General features: G+C 64.7%; 13 protein-coding genes. 9 read left to right on the forward strand and 4 right to left on the reverse strand.

The window, feature by feature from the left end; all coding sequences use genetic code 11:
• The first annotated feature begins 56 nt into the window (after window positions 1-56).
• The 7 genes from ACWIDZ_RS11125 (at window position 57) to ACWIDZ_RS11155 (ending at window position 11151) form a co-directional block, all read left to right on the forward strand.
• Window positions 57-3317 carry a TonB-dependent receptor domain-containing protein gene (locus tag ACWIDZ_RS11125; protein ID WP_453989168.1) on the forward strand — a complete coding sequence of 1087 codons (3261 nt, stop codon included), beginning with the start codon at window positions 57-59 and terminating at the stop codon, window positions 3315-3317.
• Between the two features lie 94 nt (window positions 3318-3411).
• Window positions 3412-3933 carry a hypothetical protein gene (locus ACWIDZ_RS11130; RefSeq protein ID WP_453989169.1) on the forward strand — a complete coding sequence of 174 codons (522 nt, stop codon included), beginning with the start codon at window positions 3412-3414 and terminating at the stop codon, window positions 3931-3933.
• A gap of 576 nt (window positions 3934-4509) precedes the next feature.
• Window positions 4510-5010 (forward strand): RNA polymerase sigma factor, encoded by a 501-nt coding sequence (locus ACWIDZ_RS11135; RefSeq protein WP_453989170.1) that lies wholly within the window; start codon window positions 4510-4512, stop codon window positions 5008-5010.
• Window positions 5007-5996: a FecR family protein gene (locus ACWIDZ_RS11140; protein WP_453989171.1), complete on the forward strand. Its 990-nt coding sequence runs from the start codon at window positions 5007-5009 to the stop codon at window positions 5994-5996. The genes ACWIDZ_RS11135 and ACWIDZ_RS11140 overlap by 4 nt, the downstream gene beginning before the upstream one ends.
• A 130-nt stretch (window positions 5997-6126) precedes the next feature.
• Window positions 6127-8823 carry a TonB-dependent siderophore receptor gene (locus tag ACWIDZ_RS11145; protein ID WP_453989172.1) on the forward strand — a complete coding sequence of 899 codons (2697 nt, stop codon included), beginning with the start codon at window positions 6127-6129 and terminating at the stop codon, window positions 8821-8823.
• 98 nt (window positions 8824-8921) lie between these two features.
• Complete coding sequence (locus ACWIDZ_RS11150) at window positions 8922-10598, forward strand: alkaline phosphatase D family protein (protein ID WP_453989173.1); 1677 nt, start codon at window positions 8922-8924, stop codon at window positions 10596-10598.
• A gap of 199 nt (window positions 10599-10797) precedes the next feature.
• The gene (locus ACWIDZ_RS11155; RefSeq protein WP_453989472.1) at window positions 10798-11151 is read left to right on the forward strand and encodes a phosphatase PAP2 family protein; all 354 of its coding nucleotides are present in this window, start codon (window positions 10798-10800) and stop codon (window positions 11149-11151) included.
• 284 nt (window positions 11152-11435) lie between these two features.
• On the opposite strand, the gene ACWIDZ_RS11160 is transcribed toward ACWIDZ_RS11155, so the two are convergent.
• The 4 genes from ACWIDZ_RS11160 to ACWIDZ_RS11175 all read right to left on the reverse strand — a co-directional run bounded on the left by ACWIDZ_RS11160 (window position 11436) and on the right by ACWIDZ_RS11175 (window position 15411).
• On the reverse strand, window positions 11436-12260 hold the full coding sequence (locus tag ACWIDZ_RS11160; RefSeq protein WP_453989175.1) for an ankyrin repeat domain-containing protein: 825 nt from the start codon (window positions 12258-12260) through the stop codon (window positions 11436-11438).
• 81 nt (window positions 12261-12341) lie between these two features.
• Window positions 12342-13247 carry a hypothetical protein gene (locus ACWIDZ_RS11165; protein ID WP_453989177.1) on the reverse strand — a complete coding sequence of 302 codons (906 nt, stop codon included), beginning with the start codon at window positions 13245-13247 and terminating at the stop codon, window positions 12342-12344.
• A gap of 92 nt (window positions 13248-13339) precedes the next feature.
• The gene (locus ACWIDZ_RS11170) at window positions 13340-13918 is read right to left on the reverse strand and encodes a hypothetical protein (RefSeq protein ID WP_453989178.1); all 579 of its coding nucleotides are present in this window, start codon (window positions 13916-13918) and stop codon (window positions 13340-13342) included.
• Window positions 13919-13959: 41 nt separating this feature from the next.
• A complete protein-coding gene (locus ACWIDZ_RS11175) occupies window positions 13960-15411 on the reverse strand; it encodes a hypothetical protein (protein ID WP_453989180.1) in 1452 nt (483 codons plus the stop codon).
• 224 nt (window positions 15412-15635) lie between these two features.
• Here ACWIDZ_RS11175 and ACWIDZ_RS11180 point away from each other — a divergent pair, with 224 nt between their 5' ends.
• Together ACWIDZ_RS11180 and ACWIDZ_RS11185 are read left to right on the forward strand one after the other, a co-directional pair.
• Entirely contained in the window at window positions 15636-16730 is a 1095-nt protein-coding gene (locus tag ACWIDZ_RS11180) for a LysM peptidoglycan-binding domain-containing protein (RefSeq protein ID WP_453989181.1), read from the forward strand.
• Between the two features lie 4 nt (window positions 16731-16734).
• Entirely contained in the window at window positions 16735-17253 is a 519-nt protein-coding gene (locus ACWIDZ_RS11185) for a hypothetical protein (protein WP_453989182.1), read from the forward strand.
• Window positions 17254-17268 lie beyond the last annotated feature (15 nt).

The following is a 17268-nucleotide window of genomic DNA, read 5'->3' on the forward strand; positions in this document are numbered from 1 at the left end:
TTCCCGCCTGAATCGTCAATCCCTTCAAACAACGATCTCTTGGGAGGGAGAGGCCTATGGCGTTGCGATCTTCGCATGTCCGTTTTTCGCGTCTGCGCATGTTGGCGGGGGTCGGCTGCGCGGCCTTGCTGATCGCGGCGCCGCTGGGAGTTGCAGCCCAGTCGACGGTGGCGTCGTTCAACATCCGGCCCGCGCCTCTGTCGCAGAGCTTGCTCGAGTTCGGACGTCAGGCCGGAATTTCCATCGCCGCCGATCAATCCCTCACTTCCGGCCTGCGCGGCCGCGCCGTATCGGGCGAACTGCCGGTCGGCGAGGCGCTGAACCAACTCCTGGCCGGGACCGACCTCAGCGCCGAATTCGCCGGCCCCAACGCCGTGCGCCTGGTCCGGGCCGGTCAGGGGGACGCGGGGGGAAACGACCTGCAGCCGGGCGGACAAGACCTTTTCGTCCAGGAGCCGACGATCGTCGAGGACATCGTCGTCACCGCCCAGAAACGTGAAGAGTCGATCCAGGACGTGCCGATCGCCGTCTCGGCCTTCTCGGCCGAGGACCTGGATGCGATGAAGATCGAGGGCGGCTCCGAGCTGTTCCGCGCCGTGCCGAACGTGACCTTCTCCAAGGGCAATTTCAGCATGTACAACTTCTCGATCCGTGGAATCGGGACCAAGGCGGTGTCAGCCTCTTCCGACCCGGCGGTGGCGGTCAGCTTCAACAACACGCCCCTGATCCGCAACCGGCTGTTCGAGCAGGAATACTTGGATGTGAACCGCGTCGAGGTGCTGCGCGGCCCGCAGGGCACCCTCTACGGCCGCAACGCCACGGCCGGCGTGGTCAACATGTTCCCCAATCTGCCGGGACCGGACTTCGACGCCATGCTGAAAGCGGAGGCGGGTAACTACGGCTCGGTTCGCGGTCAGATGATGCTCAACATCCCGCTGACCGACTCCTTCTGGGTCCGAGCGGCTGCCGGTCTGACCAAGCGCGACGGCTTCGACTACAACAGCTTCAATGAAACCCATGTCAATGGCCGGGATTTGCACACGATCCGTTTGTCTGCGGCCTGGGAGCCGACCGACAGGTTCCGCGCCAATCTGATCTGGGAGCATTTCGGCGAGGACGACAATCGTTCACGCACCGGCAAGCAACTGTGTACGACCGACCCTGGGCCGACCCAGGTGGGAAGCTATACCCTTACCAGCGCCTACCTGCGGGGTGTCTTGAGCCAGGGCTGCCTGCCCGGAAGTCTGTTTGACGACGCGGCCTATGGTACGCCTAACGGCGTCGGCATGGCCCAGATATGGGCCGCAGGGAACGTGTCATATGGCAGGAGCCTCAGTGCGGGACGGATATCCGGCATCTCCCCTGGCGTCGATCCCTATGCCGGCGTCACCCAGTCGAGGGACCTTCGCGAGATCGCCACGAGCTACGACCCGAAGTTCCGCGCCAACAATGACGTTTATCAGCTTAATCTCGAACTCGACCTGTCGCCGTCTTTAACGTTCGTCTCACAGACAACCTATGCAAAGGACTATTTCTGGTCGTCTCAGGACTATATGCGATACGTATCCAACGATGTGTTCAATCGTAGCGATTACGATGATTATGTTGACATTTGGGGGGCTGTTGTTGGAATTCACGAAACAAGGAATGCGGCCCCTGGAGGAATATATACAGATCCTCAGCTTGGCCCATCGTCGAGAATGCTTGCGGTTGATCTAAGTAAGTCGAAGAACGAGCAATTTTTCCAAGAATTCCGCTTTCAATCAAATTTTGACGGCCCTTTCAACTTTAATCTTGGTGCCAACTATCTGAAATTCGACACTAAAGACGACTACTACGTCTTCAACAATGTTTTCACGCTCATCGCAGAGCAGTGGTATAATGTGATAAACGGGCCTGACGGCAGGAGCATGTCCATTCCTTGCGTGGATGGAAGTGAGGCTGAGTGCGTCTATGTCGATCGGTCTTCGATCGAAAATATCGCCGGCGACGGCCACAACTATTTCCGAAGCAAAAACGAGGTGACGACGGAATCCTTCGGGATCTTCGGTGAAGCCTATGTCGATCTTTCAGATGCTTTCCGGTTGACGGCTGGTCTTCGCTATACCGACGACACCAAGACGACGACGCCCTATCCGACCCAACTGCTGCTGGGCACCCGGGATAGCCTTGGTTACGGCCATCTGACCGGCGGTTCGTACTCCAGAGGATTCGAACCCCTGCCGGACATTGAGCAGAACTGGGGGGAGATGACGGGGCGGCTGGTGTTGGACTGGAAGCCGTCCGACAATCTGATGGCCTATGCGTCCTACGCTCGGGGCTACAAGGGCGGGGGGACCAATCCTCCCCGTGCGGGCATCAATCCGATCGTGGTGCAATACCTGCCCCAGTCGAGCACGTTTGAGCCAGAATTTCTCAACGCTTACGAGGTCGGGATCAAGAGCAACCTGCTGGATCGGCGTCTGCGGTTAAATGCGACGGCCTTCTATTACGACTATACAGACTACCAGGTCTCACAGATTGTCGACCGCATCTCACTGAATGAGAACTTCGACGCGGAAAGCATGGGACTGGAACTGGAGGTCGCCTATCAGGTCACGCCCCGATTCCGTGTCGATGGCAACTTCGGCTATCTGAAGACGCGCATCGCCGACGGCGAAGGCTCCATCGATGTCATGAATCGCACCCAGGGCGATCCGGATTGGATGCTGCTGCGTCCTTGGGTCCAGGTGCCGTCGAACTGCGTGGCGCCGACCGCTATCGTCGAAAAAATTCTCAGCTCCGCTTATCCGGACAATCTGAAGCAACTCTCATTGCAGGTGCTGTGCGGCGGTTCGAAGAACTACGGGTCGTTCGATCCGAGCTTCTCTGGAGGAACGCCCTTCTGGGCCTTGTACGGCATCAGCTATAATCCATTGACCGATGCGCCGAACAACGGACGCGGCTTTATGGCCGACCTCGGCGGAAACGAGCTTCCGAACTCACCGCGATGGACCGCCAGCATTGGCGCCGAGTATGTCTGGAACATCGGCAATACGAACATCACCTTGAGGGGTGATTATTACAGGCAGGCCGAAAGTTATTTCCGCGTTTACAACACGGAATATGATCACCTGAAGGGTTGGGGGAATGCGAACCTATCGCTCGTGGTTGAAAACCTGTCGAGCGGCCTGGCGGTCAGTGCGTATGTAAAGAACGTCTTTGATGATACTCCAATAGTCGACGCTTTCACAAACAGCGACGATACAATGTTAACTACGAATGTATTCACGCTAGATCCGAGAATTGTTGGGGTATCAATCTCAAAAGTTTTCTAAAATAAATATTGACTCGCGGAGATTGTATAATAAAGTAACATCGCCCTAGAGTGAAATTGTTCTAGGTAAATTCTGACAATAAGGAGTGTGGATTATGAAGAAGTTGCTTTCTGCAGTCTCATCCATTGCTGTCATGTCTTTGTTTGGTGTCGCCTCTGTGAATGCGCAGGACTTTGCGTCTAACCCAGGCACTTATCGTGCTGAAGGCGATCTTTCTCTATTCCAAACCATCCCAGATGTCGTGTGTCATGTTGTGATGGATGTTTCTGTTAATTCGGCCGGAAGCGCGAGCACGACGAATGTTGTGTTTAGTCCGGGGGCGACCGGTCATGCGCTGTGCGGGTCGCTAATACTTCCCCTGACGACGAATTGGAATTTCGTAAAGATTTCCAAAGGGGTGAACACTGGTCAGTTTCAACTTCAGAACGTCAATGTCCAAGCTGGGGCGGGAACTTGCTCCGGTACGTTGACGCCGCTGACGTTGAACTGGGGCGGTTCGAACCAAATCGTGGCCACCACGGCCCTTGTCCCCGGCTCGCCGACCGTTTGCCAAGTGTCCGGTTTCCTCAATGTCACTCAGACCAGCGGCGCGGCCGGTCCCTTCCGGATGCCCTGACGTACGGAACTTCTAATAAGCGCGATCCCCTGCGCTTAACATCGGCCGGACATTTACCGTCCGGCCGATGGCTCCCCGCCTAACTCATGGTTCCTGTAGAACTCGGCCGAGCGTTCAATCGCTCGGTCATTCTTTTAGATCGATCTGAGTGCAGCGACGGACAAATGAGTGGACGTCGATCCCTACAAGGACATCGATGCAGTCATTGGGGCTAGACCGACCTGATTGAGGTGGTTCTCACCCTGCGTCAGGTAATGTGCGTGAAAGTGTGATGGGAACCGGTCATGCAACTATGCGCGGCCAGATTCCTCGTCCAGCAATGTCTGGATTTTGGCCGGGGTGTGAATGTCCGGTACTGGCGCTCAGAGCAGTGTTGAATAGTCGAACCCGCGGGCGATAATCTATCGGTGGGTCGGGGCGCGCCGGGCTGAGATACGGCGAAGGGGGCTTTGCAAAACTGGTGCGATGATGTGGGCGATCTGTCGCAAATCCCGGGCAAGTTAGCAGTGGGGATGAAATTGCGGCAAGTCTATGGGAACCCAAGGCGGGGCAAGCGGCGGGCGTGACGGTCGGTCATTGAACTATCTGCTGGCTCGTTACGGGGTGGAGATCCGCACCGCACTGGTCCGGCGCTATGGTCCTCAGCAAGATGGAGTGGACGACGCCCTTCAGCAGGCTTTCCTGCGGTTCAGCACGCTGGAAAACCGGGAGGGTGTGGCGGATCCTCGGGCTTTTCTGTTCGTCATGGCGCGCAACGCCTTGAAGGACGCCATCCGCCGCGCCGACAGCCAGAAGAGGCGCTGGAAGGCGATGGCCGATACTGCGCCGCCGCCACATGAACTCAGTCCCGAGGAGGTCCTGTTGAGGCGCGAGGAACAGGAGGCGCTGGATCGCGGCATCCAGGCGCTGGATTCCGATGCCCGGGACCTTTTGCGGATGAGCCGGATTGAGGGGCTGACCTATGCGGAGATCTCGCGGTTGACGGGACGCTCTCCGGCGGACATCAGTCGCACGATCGCGCGGACGCTGATCGAGTTGCGTCGCGCTGTTCAGACGCGTGGGGCGGAGGCGGCATGACGGCGCGGAATGATGCGCCGCCCATCGAACAGGCGTTGGAATGGTTGGCGCTGCGTTGCGGCGGCCCCGTCAGCGCGACGGATCGGCGGGCGTTTGAGGCGTGGCGGGCGGCCTCGCCGGATCATGCTGCGGCCTATGCCGAAGCCGAGGCCCTGTGGGCGCGGCTCGATTGGTCAGAAGCGTTGAACCAGCAGAGTTTGGGCGACGCGCAAACCGTCTCGGTCGTCCCCGCGCGCGCGCCGTCGCGTCTCTGGACGGCGCCGTCGCGCCGGGGGCTGATGGCCATGGCGGCGGGGGTAGGGGCGTTGGCGATGACGCCTCTGGCGCTGCAACTGGCCAGTGGCGAGCGACGCCGGTTTGCGACCGAGGTGGGTGAAATCCGTCATCTGTCGCTGGAGGACGGCTCGCGCGTGTCGCTGGGCGGGCACTCGATTCTGGCGACCCGTGTCGACGAGGGGGTGAGGCATATGCGGCTGGATGCGGGCGAAGCCTTCTTTGATGTCGCGCGCGACGAGACGCGGGTCTTCACTGTCGTTGGAGCAGGGCTGAAGGCCGAGGCGCTGGGCACGGCGTTCGAGGTCCGTCTGGGCGAACTGGGACCGGAGGTTTTCGTCGAAGAGGGACGGGTGCGGGTGACCGCCATAGCCGCTGGCGAGCAGACCGTCATCGGGGCGGGAGAGCGCGCGGCCCTGCGCGGCGGGGTGCTGACACGGGCGGCGATCAATCCGGCAGGCGTCGCGCCGTGGCGGCGTCAGCGCTTCAGCTTCATTGATCAGCCGCTGTCGGAAGTGGTGGCTGAGGTGAACCGCTATTATCGGCCCGGCGTGACGATCGTCTCGCCTCAGTTGGGTGCGCGCAAGGTGACGGCGGCCTTCACTATTGAGCAGATTCCGCAAGCGCTGGAGAGCCTGGCGCAGGAACTGAACGGCCATCTGGTGCGACGCCGCAACGCCGACGGCGAAATCCAAATGATGCTGAAAAGCTGAGTTATCTTGAAGCTTTAATGAAATCGGGGTGCGGGCTGGAAGGGCGAGCGTCGGCTTGCGTCTAGGCGGTGTTGAAGCTGTTGGGGGCCATGTCGGCTGCAGGCTTCACGCAACGTCTAGGGGATAGAGTTTGACCGTTCATCGTTCGAGGCTGAAGGCCGTCGCCACGTCTTCCGCCGCCGTTTTCGTGCTTGCCGCCGCCGCCATGCCCGCCATGGCTCAGGCCCCATCCCGCCCGGCCGCCGCCGCCCAGGTTCACACCATCCGCATCGAGGCCCAGTCTCTGGACCGGGCGGTGGTCGCACTGGCTGAACAGACGGGGACGGTGATCGTCGCAGCGGGCGTGACGCTGGATAATCGTCGTTCGAGCGTGCTGACCGGCTCGATGACGGCGGCTGAGGCGCTGGCGCGCCTGCTGGAAGGCGCCAATCTGACGTTCCGGCGCGACCCGAACGGCGCCTTCGTCATCGTTTCGGCCGCCGAGGCGCGGGCCGAAACGACCCAGATCGGGGACGTGGTCGTCACCGCCCGCTTCGATCCGCTGAGCCGCCTTCAAAAGAGTGCGACCGACAGCTTCACCGGCCTGGACCGTTCGCTGCTGGAGACGCCGCGTTCGGCTTCGCGCGTCAGCTCGGACACCATCGCCCGCTATGGGATGGAGAACGTCGACGATCTGGTCGCCGCCGTGCCGGGCGCCTATACGGCCAGCTTTTTCGGCGTCCCGGGTAATCTGAACGTGCGTGGCACCCTGGCCGACACCTATTTTCAGGGCTTCAAGCGGATCGAGAACCGGGGCAGCTTTTCGTCCAACCTGGGCGCCGCCGCCTATGTCGAGGTGCTGCGCGGGCCGTCCTCGCCCATCTATGGTCCCGGCAAGGTCGGCGGTCTGCTGAACTTCGTGCCCAAGTCGGCGCGCGGCGTTGATGCACGCTATGCCGATGAGATGAGCGGCGGCGTCAATGTCACCGTCGGCTCCTATGGACGGCGCAATGCGGCGGCGGACATCGTCGTGCCGGTGGGCGAGGGCGGCTTCGCCTTCTATGTCGAGCGCGAGGATTCCGACTCCTATTACCGCAACGTCCATCCTGAACACCTGAACCTTCAGGCCACCTATGTCGGCGATTTCGGCAACGGCTGGTCGGGCGAAGTCAATCTGATGCACTTCAAGGAGTCGGGTCGCATCCAGTCGCCGGGTTGGAACCGGGTCACGCAGAACCTGATCGACAACGGCGTCTACATCACCGGGCGCGATACCGATCTGGTCGATCTGGATGGCTCGGGCATGATCGAATACGGCGAGATCGACGCCGCCTTCGGCGCCTGGGGCGGCACCTCCAACATCCGCCAGATTCTGGAATACGGCGGCAAGAACAATCCGAAATTCGCTCTTGATGAAGGCGTCGGCACGACCGAGCTGAGCCGTCGTAACGTCATGGCCGACGATGCCGACTATAACGACAGCCGCACCTTCACCGCCTATGCGGGCCTGCAGAAGGAGATGGCGAACGGTTCAGTGCTGGCGTTCAAGGCCTTCATGGACGACATCGAGAACCAGCGTTTCAACAGCTTCGGTTTCGCCGCCGACTATGACGCTCGCGCTCTCGAAGGCCGCGTGACCTACAGCTTCCCGTCGCGTTTCGGCCGGCATGTCAGCGCCGACACCGTCGTCGGCGCCGGTTATCGCGACCATACGGCCAAGCAGTATGAAAGCTTCCTGTCCGGCTATATCGCCCTGAATCGTCGCGACCTGTCACATGGCTCGACGGCGGGTGATCGCATCGCCGCGCCGTTGATGAAGGACGGGGTGCAGATGTGGGACTCGCGGCACGAGATGGAGTGGAACAGCCGCTCGGTCTTCGCCATGAGCGATATCACCATCTTCGACCGTTTCAGCATCCTGGCCGGGCTGCGCTGGGACGATTACGACGTGAAGGCGATCAACAAGGGCGAGACGGTCTTCGGCCTGAAGGATACCTGGGTCGAGAACAGCAAGGACGCCGTCACCTGGTCGCTGTCGGCCCGCTATGAGACGCCGTGGGGCCTGACCCCCTATGTCACCGTGGCCGAGCCGCGCTCGCTGGAATCGACCCAGGCCGGCGGCGTGTCGGTCGGCACGGTGACCAGCAATCTGTTCATCTCGCCGTCGGAACTGAAGGAAGTCGGCGTCAAATTCTCTCTGTTTGACGGCGCTCTGTTCGGCGGCGCAGCCTATTATGAGCAGTTCCGCCGCCAGACCGACATCATGGGCAATGTCAGCGGCACCACCTCGGACGGTTTCGAACTGGAAGCCCACTGGCTGGCCAGCGACAAGCTCAGCTTCACCACGGCGCTGACGTTGCAGGAAACCCGCGTGGATGCGCCGGGCAAGGGCAAGGGCGAGTATCTGGAACTGCGGCCCGAACAACTGGGCTTTGATCCGGTTCTGGCCTACGGCGGCACCTTTGCGGTGAACAATGCGGGCAGCTTCCCGGAGCTGGCTGACGGCTATGTCGTGCGCACCATGCCCGACACCGTGTTCAGCCTGTTCGGCGCCTACACCACCGAGCCGTTCAACCTGATGGGCGCCGAGGCCAGCGCTGGCTTCACCGCCGGGGCCACCTATGTCTCGGAAACGGGCGGCATTCTGGAAAGCAGCCTGCGTCTGCCTGGCTATACGCTGGCCAAGGCGGCGGCCTATGTGAAGGTGCGCAACGTCACCGTCTCAGCCAACATCGATAACCTGTTCGACGAGGAATATTTCACCCCCTCGGCCGAGGTCTACAAGGAAGTCGCCGTCATGCCCGGCCTGCCGCGCATGTTCCGGGTGAACCTGGCCTATCGCTTCTAAGGTCCGATGATCTGTCCGGCGGCCGGAACGACCGGCCGCCGGAATGCTGTATTCCGCGCCGCCCGCACGGCGCATCTCGAACGAAAAGAGTATGTTCGATGACGCAGACCCTTCGTCTGTCGCGCCGCGGCGCCTTGGCCCTGATGAGTGGAGGCGCGGCGCTGGCCGGCCCCGCAGCCGCGATTGCGGCGCTTGATCCGGCGGTCTTCACCCACGGTATCGCCGCCGGTGATCCGACGCAGGGCGGGTTTGTCATCTGGACCCGCGCGATGGGGCAGGGCTGCGTGGCCAAGCTGCGTTGGGAAGTCGCCGAGGACGAAGGTTTCACTCGCATCGTCCAGTTCGGCGTGGTGCAGACGACGGCCGCGCGCGACCACACCGCCAAGGTCGATGTGACGGGTTTGCGCGCCGGGCGTGAATACTTCTATCGCTTCCACAGCGACGACGCCGTCTCGCCCGTCGGGCGCGCCCGCACCTTGCCGGGCGGGGAGGCGGAGCGGGTGCGGCTGGCGGTGGTGTCCTGCTCTCACTACGGCTTCGGCTATTTCAACGCCTATCGCGCCATCGCCGAGCTGGAAGAGCCGGTGGACGCGGTGGTCCACCTGGGCGACTACATCTATGAATACGGCGTCGACGGCTATGGCGGGCCGGAGAGCCGCGCTCTGGGCCGTGAACATGATCCGGCGCATGAGATCGTCACCTTGGACGACTATCGCCGCCGCTTCGCCCAGTATCGCACCGACCCCGACCTGCAGGCCGCCCACGCCCGCGCCGCCTTCATCACCGTCTGGGACGACCATGAAACGGCGAACAACAGCTGGATGGGCGGAGCATCGGCTCATGATGAAGATACGGAAGGGCCCTGGGACCAGCGTCGCGACGCCGCGATCCAGGCCTATTTCGAATGGCTGCCTATGCGTGATCCGGCGCCGGGGCGCCCGGCCCATGTCCTGAACCGCGTCTATGACTTCGGTGATCTGCTGTCGCTGATCGCGGTCGAGACGCGCCTGACCGGCCGCACTCAGGCGCCCAGCGCCTCACGCGAGATGATCTTCGATGCTGAGGGCCGCCCCGATGCGGCCCGTTTCGAGGCCGAGGTGCTGAACCGCCCTGAACGCTCCATGATGGGCGCGGCGCAGGAAGCCTGGCTGGAAGACGCCCTGACCGCCTCGGTCCAGCGCGGAACGACGTGGCAGATGCTGGCCAATCAGGTCGTCGTGGCCCGGATGCGGGCTCCGGACTTCATGTCGGTCATGCCCGAGGACCTGCTGGAAGAAGCGATGTCGCGGCCCGGTTCGCGCCGCTGGCTGGAAAGCACGCGTCTGGGTCTGCCCATCAATCTCGATGCCTGGGACGGCTATCCGGCGGCGCGCCTGCGCCTGTATGACGCCGCCCGCCGCAGCAGGTCCAATCTGGCTGTCCTCAGCGGCGACACCCACATGTTCTGGGGCAACCGCCTGCACGATCCGCGCGACGAAAGCTTCGTCGGCGTCGAGTTCGGAACCGGCAGCGTCACCTCGCCCGGCGGCTATGAAACCATCAGCCCGGACGCCCGCATCTATGAGGTCGCGGAAAAGGCTTTGGTCGCAAAAAATCCCGACGTCCGCTTCGCCCACGTTCGCGACCATGGCTTCCTGATCGTCGGGATCACCCGTGAGGCCCTGACCTGCGACTACCACCTCGTGGCGGACATCAAGGCGCGCGATAGCCGGGTACGCCGTTTCGCTCGCATCACGACCGACCGCGCGGGCGGTTTTCAGGTGACGGAGGACTGAGATGCGCATGCGGATTTTGGGCGTCGCCGCGCTCGGTCTGGTGCTGTCGGCCTGCGTATCCGGTCATGAGGCGTCGCTGTGGCAAGGCTATGCCGACCATCCCGAAGGATAGAGGCGCTCTCCTTTCTGCCGCCGCCGCTTCAGCGAGGCGCTCGGGGCTCCTTTTGATCCCAGCCGGACGCCGACGCTGGCGCTGCTGCTGGGCCGGATGCACGTCGAGGTGATCCAGGCCTCGGCCAAGGCGCGTCATGCCCGGCCGCGTCCCTTCGTGTCCGAACCGGCGGACATCTGCGTCGAGGCCACTCCGTGGTTGGCCGAGAGCGGTTCCTATCCCTCAGGTCATGCGGCGATGGGCTGGGCGTGGGCGTTGATCCTGGAGGAACTTACGCCGGACCGCGCTGAAGCGATCCTGACGCGTGGTCTGGCGTACGGCGCCAGTCGAACGATCTGTGGCGTCTACTATGTCAGCGAAGTTTCACTCGTTGCCGCTGTTGAAGCTGCCCATGTTTCACGGCAGCAGGACGTGAAGGGGGAAGAGGCTTCGAAGGTGTAGGGCCTCGACATACGTAAGCGAGTTGGAGCTCTCCGCGCAAAATTATAGGAGATTCAAGGCAGGGCCGCCCTGCTTTGAGTTGATGGGGGGGACGATCCGGGCTTTCCTATCAGAGACCTTCCTGGTTCAAGATCGCCTGAAGCTGATGCCGTTTCCGGGTTATTTTTTATCAAGTAAGGCGTGAAGAATATGTAGCTTTGCCATGAATTCAGCCGATCTATCAAATCGTACGGGCGAATGGATAGAGGAGCAAAGGCGGCGACCATGCTAAAAACAACGCGACATTACTCCGGCCACAGCTCTCGCATCCGCTGCACCAGATCGTGAGAGGGCGGGCGGCCGCCCTGGGCGCCGGGGGGAGGCCATCGTCCGGCGAGAACGGCGGCGCGGACCGCCTGCGCTGAGGGCGGAGGAAAGCGCCAGCCGGCGGCGGTCAGGCGGGCTTTGACCCGAGATTCGGCTTGGGATTCGATGGGTTCAGCGGGGCGGATGGGAGCGTTCAGGGCGGAGGCGATGGTGTCGCCGTTGACGCCGACCGCCCAGGGGTCGGCTCCGCGCTCCAGCAGCAGTTCGGCGATCCGGTAATTCCGCATGGCCACGGCGGCTTCCAGCGGCGTGCCCCCGGTGCGGTCGGCGCGGTTCACATCGGCGCCGCGATCCAGCAGGAGCCTCACCGCGCCCAGGGAGTTCAGCGCGATGGCTTCGTCCAGCGGCCAGAAGGCGTCGGGTGCGATCGGGTCAGGCGATGCGCCTGCCTGAAGCAGGGCCTGGGCGTGCCAGGGTTCGCGGGCGCGCAGGGCCAGGCTGAGCGGGGTCTCGCCGTTCGGGCCGTCGGGCGGGGCGCCCTTTTCCAGCAGCAGGCTGACCATGGCCCGGTCGTCGCGTGCGACGGCCAGGGTCAGCAGATCCAGGTTCTTGCCGTCGCCGATGCGGGCCAGGGCAGGATCGGCGTCCAACAGACGGCGGGCCTTCGCCAGATCGCTGTCGCGGACCGCCTCGACCATGTCGCGGGTGGAGTGACCGTCTCGGCCCAACGCGGCCACGCTGGCCGGGGAGGGCAGGACGGTGCCGACGACAAAACCGTCGGCGCGGGCGTCGCAACCGCTCATCAGAACTCCAGCGAGAAGGATCGGCGTGAAGAGGCGCATCTTGGCGTTGAACGGCCTGCGGGTCGAGGCCGTTCCGCCGCCTTATCGCATGGCGTCCAGGCTGGACTGGAACCATTCGACGCCGTGTAGGGCGCCGGGCGTCCAGTTCCACCAGGACTTGTCCTCGGGCGGGGTCGGGGATACGGCGATGCGGTCGCCTACGGCCCCGGGCGCGTCGCCCGCCCATCCGCCGACCACGCCGCCGAGCGGGCCGAGCAGAGCGGCCCCCAGACCGCCCAGGATGATCCGATCGCCGCCGTCCTGCAGCAGGCTGAGCGGATCGCCCTTGAGATAGAAGGCGTCGATGTCGGGCGCCGGGCGTCCGCCCGCCTGCGCGCTCTCGATCGTCGAGGCGTGCAGGCCGGAGGCGTTGAAGGTGTCCGCGTCGTGGCCCGACGCCAGGGACGCCGCCGAGGCCATGCCTCCGCCGAGCGAGTGACCGGTCAGGGTGACGTCCGCCTCGACGGCGGCCAGCCTCTGGCCGATGCGCAGGGCCTTGTCGTAGTGCTCTGAGGACAGGCCCAGCGCCTGCTGGCCGTTGTTGACCCAGTCTTCGCCCGCTTGGGAGCCGCGGAAGGCGACGACGTAGCGGGCCTGGCCGCCCTCATCGCTGACGTAGACGCGGGCGCGGAATTCGGAATCGGCGCGCTCCAGCATGTCGGGCGTCAGGCGCAGCCGGTCTAGGTCGTCAGGTCCGGCCATGCGCCAGCCGTCGGGCGGCGAGGGGGTGTCGTTATAGACGTCGGCTGACAGCGCCAGATGCGTCCGCGCGGCGTCCAGGTCGACGACATTGTCCGAACGGGCGGGGGCGACGACGGCCTGGGCCTGCACCGGCATGGCGGGCGGCGGCGCCCAGTCCAGGGCGACGCGCGGATCATCGTCGAAGTGCGCCGTCGCGGGCGTCGTCTGAGGTTGGAACGATGTCGCGCCGATCCGGTCGATCTGCATGGTCGCCTCCCGATCCTATGCAGTCATCCTATCGTTGCTCGCCGAACCGCGCTGCTAGGGTCTTCCCTAGAGGTCTTCCCTAGACTGGGGCTTTAACGCACCGCGCCTGCGTGCAGGGCCTGGTCGAAGGCGGCGCGCGCGGGGCGAGGCAAGGCGTCGATGCGCGCTGACAGCCATTCGGAGACGTCCTGGCCGGGAGCGGGCGGGGCGACGCCTGCGCCTTGAGCGAAGTCGGGCAGGGTCCTGGGGGTGTGCGACAGCGCGGCGGCGATCCCGCCTGTGAAGAAGCCTGCGTCCTCGGCGCGAGGATGCCAGACGCCTCCGTCCTTCTGTTCTGAGGCGGACAGGGCGGGGACATCGGCCGTCAGCGCCGCCCATTGCCGCCCCAGACGCTCGCCTTCGCCGTTCTCCAGCATGGCGGCGGCGTAGGCCTGCAAGGCGTGGCGACCGCCCAGGCTGCTCTGAAGCTGGTTCGCCACGCCCGAAGGGTCGGCATCCACGGCGGCGGCCAGGGCGGGCAGGGATGTCGCGTCGATCCGTGCGGCGGCTGCGATGAAACTCTCGCTCGTGATGACGGCCGAGGGCGTGGTTTCAGGCGTCTCGGGCGAGGAGTCGCAGGCGGTCAGCATGGTCAGGGTCGCCAGGATCGGAAGCCAACGGGGGGCAGGCAAGGCCGCGTCCTTTCCGTCCGGGCGCGGCCAGACTCTGAGGATCAGTTCAGCGGGATCCGCGTCACGGACTCCCAGCCCTCGTTGTAGCTGACTTCAGCCGGGCCGTCATAGGGGCGGCGGCCGTCCGCGCCGGTCGGGGTCGTCAGGGCCACGATGCTCTCGAACAGATCGGCCTGGCCGCTCTGATACTGGCTCAGGGCCGTGTCGAAGACCTGGTCGCTCAGCCAGCCGGTCGCATCGCTGACGCCGGGCCCCGGCAGCTTGCCGGTGGCGAAGCCGAAGATGGTCTTCAGAGTCTCGACGTTTTCGGCCGCGCCCTTGTTCACGCCCTCGAAGGCTTCATGCAGGGCGCCGGAGAAGTAGCCCATGCGCTCGGCGGCCGGATAGAAGACGCCGCCGTCCTGCTGCGTCGGGGCGGTGAAGCGTTGCAGCATGTCGCCCTTCAGATCATTGCCGCGCGCCAGTTGGTCGACCAGCCCGCGGATCGTGTCGGCGCCGCCGTCCTGGCCCAGAGTCTCCTGCAGGAAGGCGGTCATGCCCTTGCCGGCCTGATAGTCCTGCTCCAGCGCCTCGACCACGCCGTTGACGTCGGATTTCAGCAGGCCCTCCATGCTGGCGCGAATTTCGTCGGCGGCGTCGCCGGTTCCGATGGACGGCGTCAGCACGCCGTTGGCGGCCGAGACGCTGGCCATCTGGCGGCCCGCCAGTTCGAACACCCGCGCCTTCAGCTCGGCGTCGGGACTGGTGGCGGCGGCGTCGACGGCGGCGGCCAGCGGTCCGGCGTCATAGCTGTAGGTCGGCACGCCTCCCTGCATGTTCGTGTACATGGTCTGCTGGGTCCCGGCCTCGAAGACGGCCGACAGCTGGGTGTCGCTCAACGATCCATAAGCGGTGCTAAGCGCCGAGGCGTTGCCGCCCAGGCTGCCCAGCACATTGGCCACGGCCAGGCCTTCGGTGTCGCCTTGATCAGAGATCATCACGCCGCCCATGCCGTCGGCCTCGGTCGTCTGGGGCGCTAGGGCGGCGATAAAGCCGGTCTTCACGTCGGACGTCGCGTGGGCGGCGACGCCTTGGGCCAACTCAAGCTTCTGCTCGCGGTTGTCATAGGCGTTGTAGACGCGCTCCAGCTGGGTGGCGTCCAGCGAGCCGCCCAGCGTCGTGTGCAGGTCGCGGCGCTCGTCCACATTCAGCCCGCCGCCCATGCCGAGGAAGCCGGAGTTGTCGAGCTCGTCAGTCCACTTGTTCAGCTCGTCGTCGGACAGTTCGGAGACGACGGCGTTGCGCTCTTCCGCCGTCAGGCCGCTCAGCGTGGCGTTGATGTCTCGTAGGTCGCCCTGGGAGACGTCGTTGAAGAAGCCTTCGTCCAGGCGGTCGCGGAGCGTGTCCAGCGCCTGATCGACCCGGCTGGTCGAGGGCGATCCAGCGACGGGGCCGCTGACGGGCGAAGCCAGGACGCGGGTGTCGACGGACGGCGAAAGAGGCGTGACGGTCATGACCGGCTCCTGCACGATACGGGCGAAATACTGGGGCGAGCGAATACTGGGGCGAGCCTATGGCCGGGACGGCGGCGGCATAAGCTGGGGGCGTCCTTAGCTAGGGACATCCCCTATGCCGGGCCGCCTGCGAACGGCGCCGCTAGGGAAAGCCCCCAGATTTCAGGCGCGCGGACAGACAGCAGAATGGCTGCACGGATCACCGCGTCTTCTGGAGCCGACTCATGTCTCTCGCCGCTTCTTCCGCCGCCAGTCAGTCAGCCGCCGCCGGCGCCCAAGGCTCAGCGCCCGCCCACACCGTCCGCTCGGGCGAGACCCTGTCCGCCATTGCTGAACGCTATGGCGTCAGCGTGGGCGACCTCTTGGCGGCGAACCGCCAGATCACCAATCCGAACCTGATCCATCCCGGCCAGACCGTCACCCTGCCGGCCGGCGCGACGGAGGGCCGGGGCGCCGTGCAGGCCGAGGCGGCCGCCTTCCATACGGTGCGCGGCGGGGACACCCTGTCGGGCATAGCCCAGCAATACGGGATGAGCTGGCGCGAGCTGGCGGCGGACAACGGCATCGCCAATCCGTCGCTGATCCAGGTCGGCCAGCAGATCCGTCTGAACGGCGCGGGTCCTGAACAGGCGACGCCTGTTTCGGAGCCTGCTGCTGAAGCGACCCCCGCAGCGGGGCAGGAAGGCGTCAATCCGAACCTGGGCGCCCTGTCGGCGCGCTATGAGACCGGCGGGCGGGGGCCCGGCACGGTGTCTTCCGGCTCGGGCGATCCGGGCGGGGTGTCCTACGGCTCCTATCAGCTGGCGGTGAACCGCAACCGGCCGCAGGAGTTCCTGGCCGCCGACGGCGCGCGCTGGGCCGATGAGTTCGGCGGGGCGGCGGCGGGCACGCGCGCCTTCTCCGACACCTGGCGCGCCATCGCCGCACGCGAACCGGAAGCCTTCCAGGCCGCCCAGCACGCCTTCATCGAACGCACCCACTATGACGTGCAGTCCGCCCGGATCGAGAATGCGGGCCTCGACATCTCCAACCGCTCGCACGCGCTTCAGGACGTGGTGTGGTCGACCTCGGTGCATCACGGCCCGAACACGGCGGTCGTCACCCGCGCCATGGCGGCGGTTGAGCGTCAGGGGATCGACGCCTCCAGTCCTGACTACGATCGCGCGCTGATCAACGCCGTCTATGACGAGCGCGGCCGTCGCGACGGCAACGGCGAACTGGCCTATTTCTCCAGCTCGCGCGCCGATGTTCAGGCGGGGGTCGCTCAGCGGTTCGAGGACGAGCGCCGCGACGCCCTGAACATGCTGGACGGCCGCTGATCGCATGACTGAATCCAGCGCCATCTCTGGCGCGTCCGGCGCCTCGGCGGCCTCCGCCGGGGCGTCTTCTGCCGACAGCCGCTCATTGGCGGTCGGCGCCGCCGTTCAGGCCATGGCCGAACTGGCCGGCGCGCTCCTGCCCGATCCGGCGGACAGTCTGGATCGCGGCGTGGCCCTGTCTCAGGTCTGGGCCGAGCAGGGGCAGCAGGGCGGGGCGGTGGTCGGCGGCGACATGCGCGTGCTGGCCGCCCAGACCGGCCAGGCGGTCGCGGCGCGGCTGAGCGCCGTCTCCCCGATCGAAACGGGGCGGATCGACCGCGCCCTGACCGATTTCGTCCGCGCGGTTCAGGATCACGCCCGCGCGACTCCGCACCTGACCGCGCCCTCCGTGGTCGAGCCGATGCTGCGCGCCCTGGCGGCGGGTCTGGCGCGTGAAGAAGGCCCTGCCGCCGCCCGCGACAGCGCCGTCGAGCAGTTCGCCCGCATGGTGGACGCTACGACCGCTTCACTGGAGCGGCGCTGAGCCAGATCCCTTGCT

It is taken from the genome of Brevundimonas sp. NPDC055311, from assembly GCF_053645695.1.